The organism is Exiguobacterium sp. MH3 (assembly GCF_000496635.1).
Classification (GTDB): Bacteria; Bacillota; Bacilli; order Exiguobacteriales; family Exiguobacteriaceae; genus Exiguobacterium_A; species Exiguobacterium_A indicum.
The window spans coordinates 2502257-2519465 of record NC_022794.1; the positions used below are offsets into that span (position 1 = coordinate 2502257).

17 protein-coding genes and 1 other annotated feature are annotated in these 17209 nt (G+C 48.6%); of the genes, 6 read left to right on the forward strand and 11 right to left on the reverse strand.

The annotated features are described in order from the left end of the window. Window positions 1–13: 13 nt before the first annotated feature. The 6 genes from U719_RS13175 to U719_RS13200 form a co-directional block, all read right to left on the reverse strand. On the reverse strand, window positions 14–838 hold the full coding sequence (locus U719_RS13175) for a flagellin (RefSeq protein WP_023469271.1): 825 nt from the start codon (window positions 836–838) through the stop codon (window positions 14–16). A gap of 215 nt (window positions 839–1053) precedes the next feature. After that, window positions 1054–2337, reverse strand: a complete 1284-nt coding sequence (locus U719_RS13180) for a methyl-accepting chemotaxis protein (RefSeq protein WP_023469272.1) — start codon at window positions 2335–2337, stop codon at window positions 1054–1056. Window positions 2338–2501: 164 nt separating this feature from the next. After that, complete coding sequence (locus tag U719_RS13185; RefSeq protein WP_023469273.1) at window positions 2502–4010, reverse strand: peptide ABC transporter substrate-binding protein; 1509 nt, start codon at window positions 4008–4010, stop codon at window positions 2502–2504. 95 nt (window positions 4011–4105) lie between these two features. Then, window positions 4106–4343: a binding site (T-box leader), on the reverse strand. 62 nt (window positions 4344–4405) lie between these two features. Beyond that, a complete protein-coding gene (locus tag U719_RS13190) occupies window positions 4406–4798 on the reverse strand; it encodes a hypothetical protein (RefSeq protein WP_023469274.1) in 393 nt (130 codons plus the stop codon). A gap of 279 nt (window positions 4799–5077) precedes the next feature. Beyond that, window positions 5078–5908 carry a GNAT family N-acetyltransferase gene (locus tag U719_RS13195; protein WP_023469276.1) on the reverse strand — a complete coding sequence of 277 codons (831 nt, stop codon included), beginning with the start codon at window positions 5906–5908 and terminating at the stop codon, window positions 5078–5080. Window positions 5909–5971: 63 nt separating this feature from the next. Further along, a complete protein-coding gene (locus U719_RS13200) occupies window positions 5972–6454 on the reverse strand; it encodes a hypothetical protein (RefSeq protein WP_023469277.1) in 483 nt (160 codons plus the stop codon). A gap of 136 nt (window positions 6455–6590) precedes the next feature. Between U719_RS13200 and U719_RS13205 the strand changes: the two genes are divergently transcribed. After that, window positions 6591–7094, forward strand: a complete 504-nt coding sequence (locus tag U719_RS13205; protein ID WP_023469278.1) for a hypothetical protein — start codon at window positions 6591–6593, stop codon at window positions 7092–7094. Window positions 7095–7173: 79 nt separating this feature from the next. On the opposite strand, the gene U719_RS13210 is transcribed toward U719_RS13205, so the two are convergent. Both U719_RS13210 and U719_RS13215 read right to left on the reverse strand, forming a co-directional pair. Beyond that, complete coding sequence (locus U719_RS13210; protein WP_023469279.1) at window positions 7174–8439, reverse strand: HAMP domain-containing sensor histidine kinase; 1266 nt, start codon at window positions 8437–8439, stop codon at window positions 7174–7176. Then, a complete protein-coding gene (locus U719_RS13215) occupies window positions 8436–9092 on the reverse strand; it encodes a response regulator transcription factor (RefSeq protein ID WP_023469280.1) in 657 nt (218 codons plus the stop codon). The genes U719_RS13210 and U719_RS13215 overlap by 4 nt, the downstream gene beginning before the upstream one ends. 130 nt (window positions 9093–9222) lie before the next feature. Here U719_RS13215 and U719_RS13220 point away from each other — a divergent pair, with 130 nt between their 5' ends. From U719_RS13220 to U719_RS16870, 5 genes are all read left to right on the forward strand, one after another. After that, entirely contained in the window at window positions 9223–10374 is a 1152-nt protein-coding gene (locus U719_RS13220; RefSeq protein WP_023469281.1) for a hypothetical protein, read from the forward strand. 217 nt (window positions 10375–10591) lie between these two features. Continuing rightward, on the forward strand, window positions 10592–13396 hold the full coding sequence (locus tag U719_RS13225) for a GGDEF domain-containing phosphodiesterase (RefSeq protein WP_235147594.1): 2805 nt from the start codon (window positions 10592–10594) through the stop codon (window positions 13394–13396). An 86-nt stretch (window positions 13397–13482) separates the two neighbouring features. Beyond that, window positions 13483–14361, forward strand: a complete 879-nt coding sequence (locus U719_RS13230) for a YitT family protein (RefSeq protein WP_023469283.1) — start codon at window positions 13483–13485, stop codon at window positions 14359–14361. A 23-nt stretch (window positions 14362–14384) separates the two neighbouring features. Further along, window positions 14385–15281: an alpha/beta hydrolase gene (locus U719_RS13235; RefSeq protein ID WP_023469284.1), complete on the forward strand. Its 897-nt coding sequence runs from the start codon at window positions 14385–14387 to the stop codon at window positions 15279–15281. A gap of 15 nt (window positions 15282–15296) precedes the next feature. After that, window positions 15297–15464, forward strand: coding sequence for a hypothetical protein (locus U719_RS16870; RefSeq protein WP_023469285.1), 168 nt, complete (start codon window positions 15297–15299; stop codon window positions 15462–15464). A gap of 57 nt (window positions 15465–15521) precedes the next feature. Here U719_RS16870 and U719_RS13240 read toward each other — a convergent pair whose 3' ends face one another. The 3 genes from U719_RS13240 to fliW all read right to left on the reverse strand — a co-directional run bounded on the left by U719_RS13240 (window position 15522) and on the right by fliW (window position 17207). Next, window positions 15522–16346 (reverse strand): squalene/phytoene synthase family protein, encoded by an 825-nt coding sequence (locus U719_RS13240; RefSeq protein WP_023469286.1) that lies wholly within the window; start codon window positions 16344–16346, stop codon window positions 15522–15524. A 196-nt stretch (window positions 16347–16542) separates the two neighbouring features. Further along, complete coding sequence (gene csrA, locus U719_RS13245) at window positions 16543–16767, reverse strand: carbon storage regulator CsrA (RefSeq protein WP_023469287.1); 225 nt, start codon at window positions 16765–16767, stop codon at window positions 16543–16545. Further along, a complete protein-coding gene (fliW, locus tag U719_RS13250; RefSeq protein ID WP_041255192.1) occupies window positions 16767–17207 on the reverse strand; it encodes a flagellar assembly protein FliW in 441 nt (146 codons plus the stop codon). The genes csrA and fliW overlap by 1 nt, the downstream gene beginning before the upstream one ends. Between the last annotated feature and the right edge of the window lie 2 nt (window positions 17208–17209).

Sequence of the window (17209 nt, forward strand, 5' to 3'; positions counted from 1 at the left end):
CTTTAACTTAAACTTAACGTAACAATTGAAGAACAGCTTGTGGCTGTTGGTTAGCCTGAGCAAGCATAGCTTGAGCAGCTTGGTTCAAAATGTTATTTTTCGTGAAGTCCATCATTTCTTTTGCCATATCTACGTCACGAATACGTGATTCAGCAGCTTGGAGGTTTTCTGCACCAACGTTTAAGTTATTAATTGTATGTTCTAAACGGTTTTGTGTAGCTCCAAGTTTAGATCGTTCAGAAGAAACTGTTCCAATTGCTGTATTAATTGTAGTAATCGCTGCGTTAGCACCTGTTTGAGTTGCAATCGTAACTGCGCCTACTCCTAAACCAGTAGCTGTCATGTTCGAGATACGTAGTGAAATATTTTGCCCCGCATTAGCTCCGATATGGAATTTAACGCCTGCAGCTGTAGCTGCGAAAGCACCACTCATTAAAACTTTTGTATTGAACTCTGTATTATTAGCAATACGTGTAATTTCGCTAGTAAGCTCTGATACTTCTTTTTGAAGTTCTGTACGATCAGCATTTGTGTTTGTATCATTTGATGATTGAACTGCAAGTTCACGCATCCGTTGAAGAATCGAGTGTGTTTCGTTTAATGCACCTTCAGCTGTTTGGATGAGCGAGATACCGTCTTGAGCGTTACGTGAAGCTTGATCAAGTCCACGAATTTGTCCACGCATTTTTTCAGAGATCGCAAGACCAGCTGCGTCGTCACCTGCACGGTTAATACGAAGACCCGAAGAAAGTTTCTCCATTGACTTCCCTGAGTTTGCAGTGTTTACTGTCATGTTACGGTGAGCATTCATTGAGTTAAGGTTGTGATTGATAATCATTGTAATTTCCCTCCATAGGATAAGTTTTTTGTCTCTTCGAAGATCCGTCTTCTCCGAGATGTGCCCCCTGGCCGGCCCAAGGGCGACACGATAGAATTAGTCGATGACTGCTTCCACCCTATATATCGTCGTCCCTTCGAAATGTTTAATGCTTTTTTCAAAAAAATCCAAAAAAAATCGTACATCCTGTTTTAGGATGTACGATTTCTCATTACTTAAAGACGCGTCGCGCCTGTTTCTTCCTGTAATTGCTCGGCTACCGCAACTAGTTCTTCCATCGCCCCGTTAACTTCACCGAGCGAAGCTGCTTGATGGCTTGATGCTTGTAAGACTTGCTCTGCGTGTTTTGATGCTTCCTCGACCATCGCGAGAATGTTCGCTGTCGTTAGACCGACTTGATCAATCTCTTGATCCGATTTGACGACGAGTTGGTCGACTGATTTCACGCGTGAGTAGACATGCTCCGTTGAATGATGGATCTCTTCAAATGACGAACCAGCTTGTTCGACGAGTCCGACGCCTGTCGCGACTTCATTTTGGACATCCGTCATCGCATTCGCCGTATCATTAACGAGACGTTTAACGCCTGAAATCAAATCCGTGATTTCTTTTGCTGACGTCGCGGTTTGTTCCGCGAGCTTCTTAACTTCTGCTGCAACGACAGCAAAACCACGACCTGCTTCACCCGCACGCGCCGCTTCGATCGAAGCATTCAAACTGAGTAAGTTCGTCTGAGCAGAGATATCACTGATGACGTCCGTAATGCGTGAGATTTCTCCTGTCATGTCCGTCAATCGACCGTTGAGCGTCGCCGACTGTTCCATCTTCTTCGAAATCATATGCATCGCTTCGACCGAATCCGTCGCAAGTGTTTTCCCGTTCTGCGCTTCCGTCTGCATGACTGTCGCTGATTTCAACGCTTCGTTCATTTCTGCTGCGACTTCATCCATCGTCCGCTTGACCGCACCGAGTGCGTCCATTGATAGATAGGCTTGATCAACGTTTTCGTTCATTTTGGCGGATAGTTCTGCCATCGCTGAACGAATGCTTTCGCCAGACGCGTTACCTTCTTGAACAGCCGCTGCGATTTCTTGCGCTGAAGCCGTCAGTTTATCGCTGGAGTTGCCCATCTGCGTTGCTTGTTTGCGGATATGTAAGACCATTACTTCGAGCTCATGCATGAGCTGATCGACTTCATCTCCACGTTTCGCTTCTTCAAAATCAACATCGAAGTTGCCGTTTGCGACTTCGCGTGCTGTCTCAGTCGCCTTTTCGATCGCTTTGATCGGTTGACGGAGAATGAGTTGTGTCAACGTCGTTCCAATCAATGAGAGGAGAAGACCGATACCGGCTCCGACCCAGATCGCATTCGTATCCGCGACATCGAGCCCTCGGTGTAGATATAAGACGAGTTGTGCTGAGATACCACTTGTGACGGCTGAGATCACCAATACCCAAAAGAACAATCGTAACTTCAAGTTTCTTCGAAATCTTTTCATAACTGCGACTTCCCTTCTTGGTTCTTCTTTTCACCGTTCTCTCTATCGGTTGATAATGAAAGCGATTTTAGTGAATTGACCTGATTTCAGAATAAAATTACCAAATCTCTCCCATACAAAAAATCCTCTTTCCCTTGTGTTATCAGGAAAAGAGGATTCGAGTATCAGTTACGATTGATTTCGACGTATTTATAAGAAATATCCGTTCCGACATTGTGTCGCGCGAGATTTTTCACTTCTGTATTTTGTAAGAAAGCATTCTTTCGTTGATAGACCGGTGAGATCGCTTGATCGTCGAGCAATACGCTTTCGGCTTTACTGAGTAACGCGAGGCGTTTGTCTTGATCAAGTTCACTTTCAGCCTGCTTCAAGAGACGGTCATACTGCTTGTTCGAGTAGTCCATCATGTTGAACGGGTTACCGGTCGTGAACAAGTTCAGGTATGTCGTTGCATCCTGATAGTCTGGTGCCCAGCTCGCGAGTGACAGATCGTAATCCCCTCGCCCTTCACGCGCGAGACGTTCTTTCTTCGGAAGTGACAACAGTTTGACGTCGACGTTCTGTTTCTTCAACGCGCCTTGGATATACTCACCGATTTTTTTCGAGACATCATCGTCTTCAATCAACATCGTCAATTCAAGGTTTTGTTTTGTGAGCACCTTGCTTGCAGCTGCTGCATCATACGATGATTCGATTTGACGCGCGTTGTCATACTTCGGATCGAGTTCTTGCGGCACGATGTAGTCCGCTGGCAGTGATCCGTTTCCGAGCAATGTCTCCGTCAACGCCTTTTTATCGTACGCCGCGTCGATTGCTTGACGTGTTTGTTTATCTTTCAACGCATCCGTCTTTTCGTTCATCCGGATGAAGAACATCCGCGAATCGCTGAACGTGTTGTACTCTTTTTTGCCTTTGTACGTCACGACGTTCTCCGAGTTGAGTGGTGCGACATCGAGTTCACCTGACTCGAATAGGTTGATCGCAAGCATCGGATCCTTGATGATTTTAACGTCGACTTCATCGATTTTGACGTTTTTCCGGTCTGCATATTCAGCGTTTTTCGCAAGCGTATAACCTTGTTCCGCTTGATATTTCTTGAATGTGAACGGTCCGTTGTAAACGTTCGTCTTTGGATTCGTTCCGAACTGGTCGCCTTCAGCTTTGACGATGTCTTCCCGGACTGGCATATACGTGCCAAACGTCGTCATGCTGAGGAAGTATGGTGTCGGACGTTTCAATTCGATCCGGAGTGTCTCATCGTCGACCGCTGTCGTTTTTTCGACCGGCTCGAGCAAGTAAGCGAACGGTGAGTTCGTTTTGATGACGCGCTCGAACGCATAACGGAAGTTCTCTGCTGTGACAGGCTTTCCGTCAGACCATTTCGCATTCGGATCAAGCTTGAACGTATAGACTTTTCCGTCTTCAGACACGCTATGCGATTTTGCTGCCGCCGGAACGAGTTCATTGTTCGCGTCAAAGCGATAAAGTCCTTCGTAGATTTGGTTGAAGATGTTTGACGTGATGGCATCTGCCGGGTCAACCGACAGGAGGTCGTAACTCTCCATCGTATGCAGTACCTTCTTGTCCGCTTGTTTGTCTTCTGCTGGTTCTGTCGTTGCACATCCTGCGAGTAAAACTGCCGTGCTCGCCGCTGCGATCAATGTTTTTTTCATGTGTCGTGCCTCCTGAGAAATATGATGAGCGTTGGATGATTCGGCATTTGACGTACAAAAAAGACGCCCTCTACGCATAGCTAAATAGCTGATGCATAGAGGACGCCTATATCCGCGCGGTGCCACCTCTGATTGAGACGAAGAATCGTCTCCACTTGTCGCTGGTCCAACAACCAGCTAGCCCGGTAACGGGGGCAACCGTCCTGTCTACTCGAAGGTTCAACAGGCTCTCAGCGGTCCATTCTCGTTCAGCTTACCGTGTCAGGCTCTCACCATTCCTGACTCGCTTGGTCGGCAGTGTTGACGATACTTACTCCGCGTCGTCGATGTAATTGATATGGCTTAACTTGTTTTTTACTTTACACGGCTTGTTTTTTACTGTCAACGAAAACAACTCAGAACGGATGGTCTTCTTGTTTTTCTTGTTCCCGACGGACCGGACGTGGTCGAATCGGTTCGACATGTTTGACATGTGTTCGTGTGACGATTCGGTTTCCGAGTGCCGCATCGACGAGAATCGTGATTGCTGCTGCCATGTGTAAGAACATCCCGACGACCGGAATGACCCCGACCGTTGATGCGACGATCCCGACGATGTTCCCTTTTGAGACATTCCCGGCACGTGCCGTCAATACGACGACGACGATATGAAACGCGAGCATTAACCAAAGGGCATTGTAACCTGAGAAAAAGACGATTGAACCACCTAGGAGCGGAATCCCAAGCACCGCTTCCATTCCACCTGATACCCACTTCAACGTCCGCAATGAATCCTGTCGACTCTCCATGACGTCGCCTCCTCTTTTTTTCCATATGTCTAGTATACGACGGATTAAAGAAAAGGTTCCAACGTTTTTGTTTAGTTTCTGTAATAATATCCATAAAAAAGAACGATCCGGAGACCGTTCTTCGATGAGGCTTCACACGTCCACTCGACTCCTACAGGATAAAAGCGCAGTTGCGCTGTCGGAGACAAACAAGACCCGGCTCTGCGTCGAAGACGACAGCGCCGCGGCTTGTGTCTCGCCTGAGGAAAGCGAGTGGAAAAGTCGTGATGCTCATTTCAATTAAACCGCCAGCACGTGGAACTGATAGCCACGATGCACGACGAATCCTGCCTCTTTGTAAAGATCGAGTGCCCGATCATTATCCGTCTCGACGTCGAGCTCGAGTTGTGTCCGACCTGTCCGGAACAACGCTTGAACCATCAGCTTCAGCATCTTTTTCCCGTAACCATTGCCCTGTGCTTCTGGACGAACGGCGAACGCATGAATGCTCGCTTGTGTATCGGAAGCGAGATAAGCACGGATGACACCGACCGATTTGCCTTTCGCAACACCGATGAACGTAATCCGGTCGTCAGATTCGATCGCTTGATAGATCGATTCGGCTTCTTCATCCGTGTTCCCGAACGATTTACCGAGCGTCTCAACGATGAACGGACGATCGTCCGTTGTCGCTTCACGTAATTCGAAATCCGGATCGGCTTTTAAGAACAACTGCGCCTTTTTTAGAATCATGTTGTACTCGGTCATCCGGTACTCGGCACCTAATCCTTCAAGGACAGCTTGACCTGATTCACTTGCGTCGTCAATAACGAACGTGAATGCTTCGACGCCCGCTTCCGTCGCGCGCGTACGTGCCGCTTGAACGAGTGCTGTGAAGATACCTTGTTTCCGGTAATCCGGATCAACGAAGACGTTTAGTTCCCATTCCGTCGGTAAGTACGCGAACGCTTGTAAGTACCCGACGAGTTGCTCACCATCATAGATCGCGAAATCGTTCTCGCCAACCCAATCGGCTGCGACTTTTAATTCAATGCCATCGTGATCGTTGACACATTTTTCGAGTTGTAATACATCTGTTGTTTGTTTGACGTCTGTGACGTTCCATTCCATATTCATTCACCTCATTTTCAACTATACCGAACGAACAAAAGAAGCACTAGCAAAAGCTAGTGCTCATTGCAGTTTAAATGTCTTCATCATCTGCGGGACGTCCTTGACGATCAAGTTCTCAATCGCTTTCTTGCCGACAGCGCCTTTGACGGCTTCCGTCGGTAAGACGTAGTAGTACGTTTTACTCCCTTTCGTCCCGAGATATGTACCATATCCGATTTCACGGTCGAACTGTTTTTTCGAGAGCTTCTTCGGCTCATAGTTCAAGTTGACGAGCAGTTGGTCCGCTCCTTTAACTTTATAGTACAACGCGAACGTGCCGCTCCGCGTGATGACACCGTATTTTGATTTGACTGTCTTGTTCTTGACGAACTCAACTTTATCTTGTTGGATCGCCTTTTTCAAAACATCTGTCGTCTTGACGGTATAGCCGAATGTCTTGTTTTCGACGACTCCTTTGCTATACGTCACGTTACTTGCGGCAAATCCCGTCACCGGAGTCAGACATGCTCCGAGTAAGACCCCTGTCATTGCGATTCGTTTCATGCTGACTCCCCCTAAAATGATTGATAGTAATGGATTCCCTTTTGTGAAATAGGTAAACTCTATTCTCGAAAAAGATTTGACGGAATTGTCTAAATTTCTTACGATAGGGATAACGAAACGAAATGGGGTTAAAGCGATGACTGAACAAGAACAATTAACGCAAGAACAGCTCGATAACTTGCTCAAGAATGCGTTTGCAATGCAGGTTCCGATCCTCGAGAAGTTCATGAAGGATACACACGATCGCTATGCACTTGCAACGACGTCGTTCAAGCGTGATATGGAAGCGATGAAAGAGACGGAATGGCATCAGTTCTTCGCGAGTAAACTGTTACCACACTTCTTCCTCGAACACCTCGGATTCGGTGCCTCGTTCCGCTTCAACGGACACGATAAGGAAGTCGATCTTCCGGAAAACGTCGTACCGGTCCGTAATGATGCCGATGAGCAAATCGATAAAGTCGTCCTTGGGGTCAAAAAGGCGATGCAAGACGAGCATATCAAGAACCACGATCTCGTCGCGAACTTCTATAAAGAAACACTCGAACTCGCTTGCCAGATGGGCAGTCGTGTCGGGATGAGCGATGAGTTCTATACTCTCGTTAAACCAAGTCTCGTTCATGCGAACGAAGGCGAATAATCGTTGAAATTCAAGAGAGGTCAGTTCCGGAAAGCTTTCCGAGAACTGACCTCTCTTTTTGTGTAACGAATTGGTCCAATCAAAACCGAACGTAGAACACCGCTCCCCCACCACTCCGGTCTCGAACACCATAATCAAATTGATGACTATCAAGTATCATCCGACTGATCGCAAGACCAAGTCCATGACCGGCACTGCCTTCTTGTTTGACGTAGACGTCCCAAATCGTCGCCCGGTCTTCTTCTCGGACTCCCGCTCCTTCGTCCTCGACCGTCAATTCGTCATGCGTTAAGCGAACGGTAACCGTCCCGCCGACGGGTGAAGCAAAATGGGCGTTCATCAGAAAGTTCATCAAGACGCGTTCAAACATGCGTAGATCAAGGGACTGCCTAACCGGTTGCAACTCTGTCGCCAGCGTCAGTCCTGCTTGCGTGAACGTCCCGCGCAGGCGTTCAACTGTCGCAAGCACCAGTTCATCGAGTTCCACATCCGTTCTTTCAAGCGGCATTCGTCCACCAGCAAGCTTCGAATAAAGCAACGTCTCATCAATCAGATGACCGAGTCGATCCGTCTCCTCGATGATGCTCGTCGTCACGTCGGGCAGTTCAGCGACGGGAATGACACCTGCCGCGAGTGCCTCGGTCTCGTTTCGAATGATCGCAAGCGGCGTCCGCAAGTCATGGGTGATGCCAGCAATGAACGTCTTCTGTAGATGATCCTTTTGTTTCAGTTGTGTCTGCATCTCGTCGACCGCGTCAATCAACTCTCCGACTTCATCCTTCGGTCGCGCCGGTAAGACGACATCTGTCTCGCCGGCACCAATCTTTTGAGCAACAGACCGAAGCGTCACGATCGGTCGCGTCAGGTGCCGTCCCATGTAGTAAGCAAGCAGTGATGCGAGCAGCAACGTCACGAGTAACGCGAGTCCAATCGCGATATAGACACCGTCGAGGGCGCTACTTGCAAGTGGTGCTTGTCGAACCGTCGTGATGCGCGTTCCGTCAACGGTCAGCTGATACGTCAGCAATCGTTCGTCTTGTACTTCGATGACGTCTTCCTTCTTAAGACCGTCGAGAAGCGGTAACCGTCCGGCCGGTCCGCGCGCACCGATCCGTTGCGTTAATCCATCGGTCGTCAAAAATCCTTGGATGTCACGCGGAATTGGCGTGTCGGTTTCAAGCGCTTGTTTGATGATGTTCGCTTCCCGGGCGAGTTGATCGTACCGTTCACCTTCTGCGAACCGATTGACGAGGAACGCCGTCAAGATGAAACTGAGGATCCCCATCACGAGCAACGGACCCACGACAGCGTATAAAAACTTACGCATCAAAGAACGTCGTTTCATTCGATCGCCTCCAATCGATAGCCGACCCGATGGACCGTCTTCAATTGTCGTTTAATGATAGGCAGCTTATCCCGCAATTGTTTGACGTGTGTATCGACGGTCCGGGTATCACCACCAAATGCATACCCCCAGACATCGTCGAGAATCTGATCCCGACTGAGTGCCTCCCCGAGGTGTTCAATAAAATAGAGCAACAATTCAAACTCCATCTTTGCGAGACTGACCGCGCGTTCACCGGCTTTGACTTGGCGTCCCTTCTCATCGATCGTCAAGTCACCGAATTCATGGCGAGCGACCGGCCGGACTTTTAATGCCCGTTCAAGCCGGATCGTCAATTCCTTCAGGACGACTGGTTTGACGAGATAATCATCGGCACCGAGTTCAAGTCCGAAGACGCGATCATCCGCCTCTCCACGCGATGTCATCATGAAGACGACCGGCGGTTGAACTTGTGATTTGATGCCTGGCACGAGCGACCAACCGTCACCGTCCGGTAAGCGGACGTCAATCAAGACAGCGTCAAACGCTGTCGTCAGATATTGTTTCGCCTCTGCTAACGAACCAGCAATCGTCACCTCATACGCATGGTGCCGAAGGAAACGTGCCGTCACCTGCGCTAATTTTTGTTCATCTTCAATCAATAGTACGTTCATCATCATCCCTCCACTCTTAGTGTAGCGCCTTTTTGCCTTCATTTGCCTTTCTTCGCAGTTTCTTTGCAACTTCCTCACAACTTCTCTTTCGTGACCCTCTACCATAAAAGGTGAAAGGAGTGATCATCCCATGACATTCAAAAAACAATGGATCACTGCATTGACAATTAGCGCATTAACGGTCGGAGGCGCGTCAGCATATGCTGCGACGAACGACGACTCGAGCACGACAAAACAAGCGAAACACGGGCACCACTTCGAAGGTATGAAAAAGCACGACATGACGTTACTGTTGAAAAAATTGAACCTGACACAAGCTGAGGCAGACGCTGCCCGCGAGAAAGGACAATCGATCGCCGATCTCGCGAAAGCAAAAGGGATCTCGTTCGCTAATTACAAGAAGGCGGAACTCGCAGCAGCGAAAGAACAACTGGCAAGTCTCGTCAAATCAGGCGACTTAACGCAAACGCAAGCAGACGACATGCTGAAGCGTCAAACGGACCGGTTCAGTGGCGTTAAGAGCTACGATGAACTCAAAGACAAAATGCCGATGGGTCGCCACGGTGGATCCGGTTTCTTCAATGAATCATTGATTGCTGACGTCCTGAAAGCACTCGGACTGAGCCAGTCGAAGTTCGACGCAGCGAATCAATCGCTTGCTGCTTATGCGAAGGCACAGTCGATCAAGTTCGCCGACTATAAAAAAGCATTGCTTGCGGCGCAGACGAGCGAACTCAATCAACTCGTCAAAGACGGGAAGATGACGAAAAAACAAGCAACGGAAATCAAGTCTCGTCTAACAGAGGAATATAAGGACGCGAAGAGCTACGACGATCTTCCGGAGCGCGGCGAACACGGTAAGCGCGGTGACCATGGACCAGGTGGCGTATTCGGCGACTCGACGTCAGCGATTCTAAAAGCACTTGGACTCGATGAAGCGAAGTTCAAGGAAGCGAATCAACCCTTACCTGAATTCGCGGAAGCAAACAAGATTGCTTACGCCGATTTCGAGAAAGCCGTCCTGACAGCACAAACTGCTGCGATTGATCAACAAGTCAAAGATGGCAAGCTGACAGAAAAACAAGCGAAACAGATTAAGGAACACATCCAGTCCCGCGCAGATGATGTCTCAAGCTACGCTGACCTCAAAAAAGGTCCAGCACGCGATGGTCATGGTCCAGGACACGGACATGGTCCGGATGGTGACATGCCAGGCGCACCGGATCAAGGAGCAGATGCGGATCCGAACGCCAGTGACACTTCGGTCGATTTAGCGATTTAACATATAAAACGAAGCTCATACCGTTGAGCTTCGTTTTTTGTCGTACTTGACCTCTTAATTTCGAAATAAAATTGCATCGTTTTCTAACTTTCCATTCGTTTTTTTGAAATAATAGTCTATTGTTTAAGGAATCATTGCAACGATTCTCCCCTTCATCCGATAGTAAGACTGAAGCGTTACTACGTATGGAGGTGAAGAGATGGCGTTTTTTGAGGCCATGAAAACAATCCGACGATCAGATACGGCACCGATTCATATCGGTGGGCTTGAAGTATCTCGTCTTGAACAATCAGAAGCCTTTTTCCATCATCAAACCGATGCGATTTTTGTCTTTGATGCTGCTGGTACGATCATCTATTTCAATGAACATCTTCCAGAAATCCTAGGATACTCGGAACATACCTTATACGAGCACTTTTCCGTGTTTAATCCTCCGGATCAAATGGAGGCGGTCTCGCAATTTTTCCAGCGTGCGTTACAAGGGGAAACGGTTCATTATACAGCAAGAGGGTTGCACGCAGACCAACATCTCGTCACCTTAAAGATTACGAATATGCCGATTGAACAGGAAGGACATGTCATCGGTGTCTATGGCGTCGCACGTGATGTGACACGCGAAAAACAACTCGAAGAAGACGTCTCGGAAATTCGCTCCCAACTGGAGCTGACCGAGCAAGTGCCTGAGTTAGTCTTATTCTATTATGACTTACGGTCGCATCAAATCGAGCCTTCACCGTCACTTCTCAAGTTTCTCGGGCTAAGGGAAGAACAGTCATCAATCGAGCAACAACGGCTACTCGAACGGATTCATCCTTGGGATTTTGACCCACTCCGCTTTGAGATCGAGCGCATGGCAGCCGGAAAGCAGGACCAGTTCGAACAAGAACTGTCCTTGCTGACGTCAGACGGTTCGTATCAATTGTTACGCTTGAAGGCAGTACGTCGCGCAGGCCATGCGCATCAGGCTTCAATCGTCTTGTATGACTTATCGGAAATCGATGCGGCCCGTCAACAATTGAAGATGGAACGCGCACAAGCCCGTGACATTTATGAGGCTGTGAACGCGGCGATCTCACAAATTGATTTGACGACCGGACGGATTTTATTTCATTCGCAAGGTTTTTTGCACATCTACGAGGAGTTACCAAAAAATTTGATTTTAAATGATACGTGGTTATTGTCGCGAATCGATCCTCGAGATCACGATATGATGCGAAAGTTCATGCAACGCTTGTTACAAGGGCATGCCGGAACACTTCAGTATCGCCTCCGTTTTCCCGATGGGCGGATCAAATGGGTCGAGGATCAACAAATTCCAATCTTTCATTCTGACGGATCAATTGCGTATTCTAACAGCATCTTGCATGATATCACGTTACAAAAAGCGTACGAAGAACAGTTACGGCAACTCGCTCTCCGAGACGTCGTGACCGGTCTCCCGAATCGCCAAGCACTGATTGAGACGATTGAATCGTGGCAAGCACGCACTGTTCCTTTTTTCGTTCTCTCGGTTTCTTTCAACCGCATTACGGAGATCAATAACGCGTTCGGTCACGGTTCCGGCGATCAGTGGCTCCAAGCGACTGCTGCCCGCTTAAACGATGTCAAACCGGACGAGGTCTTTCTTGGTCACCTCGGTGGGGATGAATATGCACTGCTCGTCTCGACCGACTATGAACAAGATGTCACGCCGTGTGCGGAAAGACTACTTACGATCTCGACACAACCAATTTCAATTGAACCCTACGCCTTGTTCGCCCGGGTTTCGATCGGTATCAGTCGCTATCCTCAAGACAGCACGGACGCCGTTGAGTTATTAAAGCATTCTTACACAGCACTCCGCCGCTCACGACGCGACGATCACAGTGCGTTTCATCATTATGCTTCGAATCTCGATATTGACTATTATCGGCGCTATCGTTTGGAGCAAGACTTGCATTATGCCATCGAACGTGATCAGTTATTCCTCGAGTACCAACCAAAGGTCGATAGCTGGACGGGAAAGATCGTTGGAATGGAAGCCTTGATCCGCTGGCAACATCCGGAATGGGGACGAATCCCGCCGAACGACTTCATTCCGCTTTCAGAAGAAAGTGCGCTGCATATCGACATCGGGGACTGGGTCCTCGAAGCAGCCTGCCGTCAGATGAATGAGTGGTCCAAGACCGGTGCCTCACTCGTCCCGATCTCGATCAATGTCTCACCAAAGCGGCTGTTGATTCCAGGATTCGAGCATCAAATCGAACAGACCTTAACACGATATGCGCTCGACCCGGCCCTGCTTGAACTTGAGATCACAGAAGCGGCCCTCATCATGGATGATCCGATGACGAGTCGGACACTTGAATCGGTCAGTGCCCTGGGTGTCCGGATCGCCTTAGATGATTTCGGTAAAGGTTACTCTTCGATGGTCTATTTGCAACGTTATCCGATTGACGTCATCAAAATCGATCGTCAGTTCGCGACGCACATTTACGATGATGCGAAAGCGCAAGCGATCGTTAAAAGTATCTTGTACATGGCGAACGAATTTAACCTATATGTCGTAGCAGAAGGCATCGAGACGATTCAGCAGCTCGATACGTTTCGGATGCTCGAATGTCCACGCATCCAAGGATATCTCTTCAGTCGACCGGTTCCGAGTGATGTGATGGAAGGATTTTTAATCCGCGAAATCCTCTATCCAATCGAGGCTTGTGCCCTGTCGAGTGATACAGTTCCACGGTTTTCCGTTCCCGGAAAGATCCGGATGCTGACGCATCATACGGAGTCCTTCACGCTTGCTTTTTCTGACTTACAGGCACATCAGACGAGTACGAAGGTCTTGTATTTCTCGACTGAGACACCCCTTCCTTCACATGCAGCGACGTGTGAGATTCGATTAAACGAAGGGCTGCAACTCGTCACCTGTACTGTCACGATCATCGGTCAGCAAGACGGACAATATATGGGGGAATATACGAACGAAACGGAAGCCGAACAGATCATGCGCTTCTTCCAATCGTTACGTTACACCCCTTGACTCACTCACGAAGACGTTCACAGACGTCTTCGTGCTTTTTTGTTATAGTAATCTTAAAGTAATTTACTCTAGATGGGAGGAATGACATGCAGTCCCCACTACCGATAAAACATCGTCGTTCGACGAAAGGTCAACTCTTTCGACGTCTCCTCATGCTAACGATCGGTGCCATCATCTTTGCAATCGGTCTGAAAGGATTCTTAGTTCCGAATAACATCATCGATGGCGGAATCGTCGGGATCTCGATCATCGGCTCGAAAGTCACGGACACGACCCTCGCCTTTTGGTTATTCTTCCTGAATATCCCGTTTATCTTCTTCGGCTACAAACAGATCGGGAAGACGTTCGCCCTATCGACGTTATACGCGATCTTCATCATGGCGATCGCAACGAAACTCCTCGAACACATCGGTCCGTTGACAAGCGTCGACTTACTCGCGACCGTCTTTGGTGGATTGATTCTCGGAATCGGTGTTGGCATCGTCATCCGTTCGAGTGGATCACTCGACGGAACGGAGATTCTTGCTGTCTCGTTTAGCCGATCGACACCGTTTTCAGTCGGAGAGATCGTCATGTTCTTCAACGTCTTCATTTTAGGAGCCGCTGGTTTTGTCTTTGGATGGGACCGAGCAATGTATTCCTTGATTACATATTTCGTCGCTTTCAAGACGATCGACGTCGTCATCGATGGACTCGATCAATCGAAAAGCGTCTGGATCATTTCCGAGAACTATGAAGAGATTGGTCTTGCGATCATGGATCGTCTCGGACGAAGCATGACATACTTAAATGGAGAAGGTGCCTTTACGGGTGATGGGAAGAAAGTGATTTTTTGTGTCATCAGTCGCTTGGAAGAATCAAAGTTGAAAGACATCGTTCGTGACTTTGATGAACAAGCCTTTATTGCGATCGGCAACATCCATGATGTCCATGGCGGTCGCTTCAAGAAAAAAGATATCCATTAACCGAACGAAAGGAAGGAACGCGGGTGTGGAAAAAACATCGTAAAAAAATCATCGCTACCATCATCATCATCGTCACCTTAGTCGTCGTCATCATCGTTGGTATTTCCGGTTATGTCGGCTCATCCTTGACACAACCGGAGCGCGAGGCATTGACGACAAATCCGAAGAAGGCAGAAAATCTAGACTATGAGGACGTGACATTCCGGTCCTATAAAGATCGGACCCGCTTATCCGGCTGGTGGATGCCGAGTGAGGATGCAAAGTTAACAATCGTCTTTGCGCATGGATACGGGAAGAACCGAGAGCAAGAAGATGTTCCGGTTCTACCGCTCTTTAAGAAATTTCATGATGCCGGCTATAATGTGTTGACGTTTGATTTCCGGGGTTCCGGTGAATCGGACGGCAAACGCGTCACTGTCGGAGCCAAGGAGCAAGACGACTTGTTGACGGCTGTGCGGTACGCGAAGTCACGTTCGGCGAAGCCGGTCGTGCTCTATGGTATCTCGATGGGCGCGGCGACTTCGCTCGTCACCGCTCCGAATGCCGATGTCGTCGGCGTCATCGCCGATAGTCCATTCAGTGATTTAGAAAACTATCTCGCCACGAATCTTCCGGTTTGGAGCGGGCTGCCGAACTTCCCGTTCACACCAATCATTCTAGAAATCACACCTCCGTTGACAGGACTCAATCCCGAACGCGTCAAACCGGTCGAATCCGTCCGGCGGATTGATTACCCGATTCTGTTGATCCACGGGAAAGATGACGATGCGATTCCAGTGACGGAAAGTATGAAGATTCAAAAGGCAGCGCCACGATCGGAACTTTACGTCACAGAAAACGGCGGTCATGTCCAGTCGTATGCCCACGATCGCAAAGCCTATGAAGAGAAGGTGCTCGCGTACTTAGCTGACTTGCACTGATAGGAGGAAATCGGAATGCAGCAACTCTCCGTGTTCTTGACGTTTTTCATCGCACTGACGGTCATGGGAATCGGTTTACTCATTTCGCGTCGCGCTGGGTATCGCTTCCCTTACGGACGAGCGGTTCTTCTCATTTGGATTGGTTCCGCACTGATTGGATTGACGATGTATATCTTACGATGACAGACAAAAACAGCCGCCCGCTTCCTCTATGGAAACGAGCGGCTTGTTCGTTTGTGCTTATCGTTTTAGTACAGCAGCTCCGACGATCTTCAAGACTTCCGGACGACTCAGTTTCTCCTTCCCTCTTGCAAGGGCATCCAGCGTTCCATGCGCGAGTGCAAGTGGAATGTGACAGAATTCATAAATCGTCGTCTCCTTCGGAATGGACGCAAGGTAGGCGTCGGCTTCTGCGAGATTCTCACGCGCATAAGCAAACATCGTATCCGTCGTCCAACCAGGTGGGAAGTAACCGACACCACGCTCCGCATCCTCCTGTTGGTTACGCAGAATGTTGACGGCTTGTAAACCACGACCAAATCCAATCGCTTGTTGCTTATCCGTGACAATGCCTGCTTTCCAGTACCAAATGTCTGACAGCATCACACCGACAAGTCCAGCGACATAATACGTGTACTCATCGAGATCCGCTTCTGTTTTGACTGTCCAGTCGCGCTCTGCCCAGACCGCCATTCCTTCTGCCATCTCCGCCGTCGAATCGAGGACCTTCGGACGAATTGCGGCCGGACAATAGGCGATCCACTCCGGTAGACGGAGTGTCACTTCCGGCAGATGCGCCGTGTAAGGCGCGATCAACTCGAGATAGGCCGTAGCGGAGAACGTGCCACGCATCATCAATGCCGTCTCACGTAGTAACGTCGTCTTGATGTCCGTCGCTAGTTCTTCATGGTCTTCGATCTCATCGATGGCACGCATGCATAGATAAGCAGCACCGACCGCTTCCTGTAAGTCTTGCGATAGTCGACTAATCGGGATATAGAAGGTGCGACTCGTCGCTTTTAGTACACGGTTCGCGTCTTTTTTCAGCTGCTTCGTCTCATTCATTCCTGACAACTCCCTCTTTGATTCAAAAGGTTTCTTTTCTTCTCCATTTACTATACACGATTCAACGCGTTTGAGCATTTATTTCATGATAAGAAAGACTCCCTGCACTCGTATGATACGTGCAGGGAGTCGATTTGTATTCTTTTTTCCAGAGAATGCCTGAATCACGAGAGGATACACTGGCATTCACTTGACCTTACTTTTCTTGTTGTTTCAAGAGTTGTCCGATCAACCCTGTACTCCGTGATGCTTCCGTATTCTCTTCTTGGATGGCTAAATAGACTTCCTTCCGATGGATGTCGACTTGTCGCGGAGCACGGATTCCGAGCTTAACTTGATCTCCTTCAATTGCAAGAATCGTCAGTTCGATATCGTCTCCGATTTGAATCGCTTCGCCGTTCTTTCGTTTTAATACGAGCATCAGCGTCCACCTACTTCTGTCAGACTTCCAATCTTTTGACGATTCGGATATGTATCTTCTAAGATGATTTGTTTCGCGAGCCGCTGTTTCGTTTCCATAACGAATGGTGCACGTAAATTTGTCGTCGATTCCTGGAAAGGCTCACGTAACGTCACCGTCGTGTATACAGCGACTTGCGCTGTTTCTTCGATACTCAACTGTTCTTTTGCAGAATCCGTTAATTCAAAGACATAGTCCGGATCGATCCAAAACGGATTCGTGACGATGAATGCGCATTCCGGCTGATCAATGGATTGGAAGGACCAAAACGGTACCCCTTCTCCAAACGGCAACAAGACAAATTGTTTGGCATCCGGAAACCCCGGTAATTCAGAAGCGAAGGTAATGATCTCACTTGGCTCGATCGTAATCACCCCAAAAAAATCTGTTTCGATTTGCATAA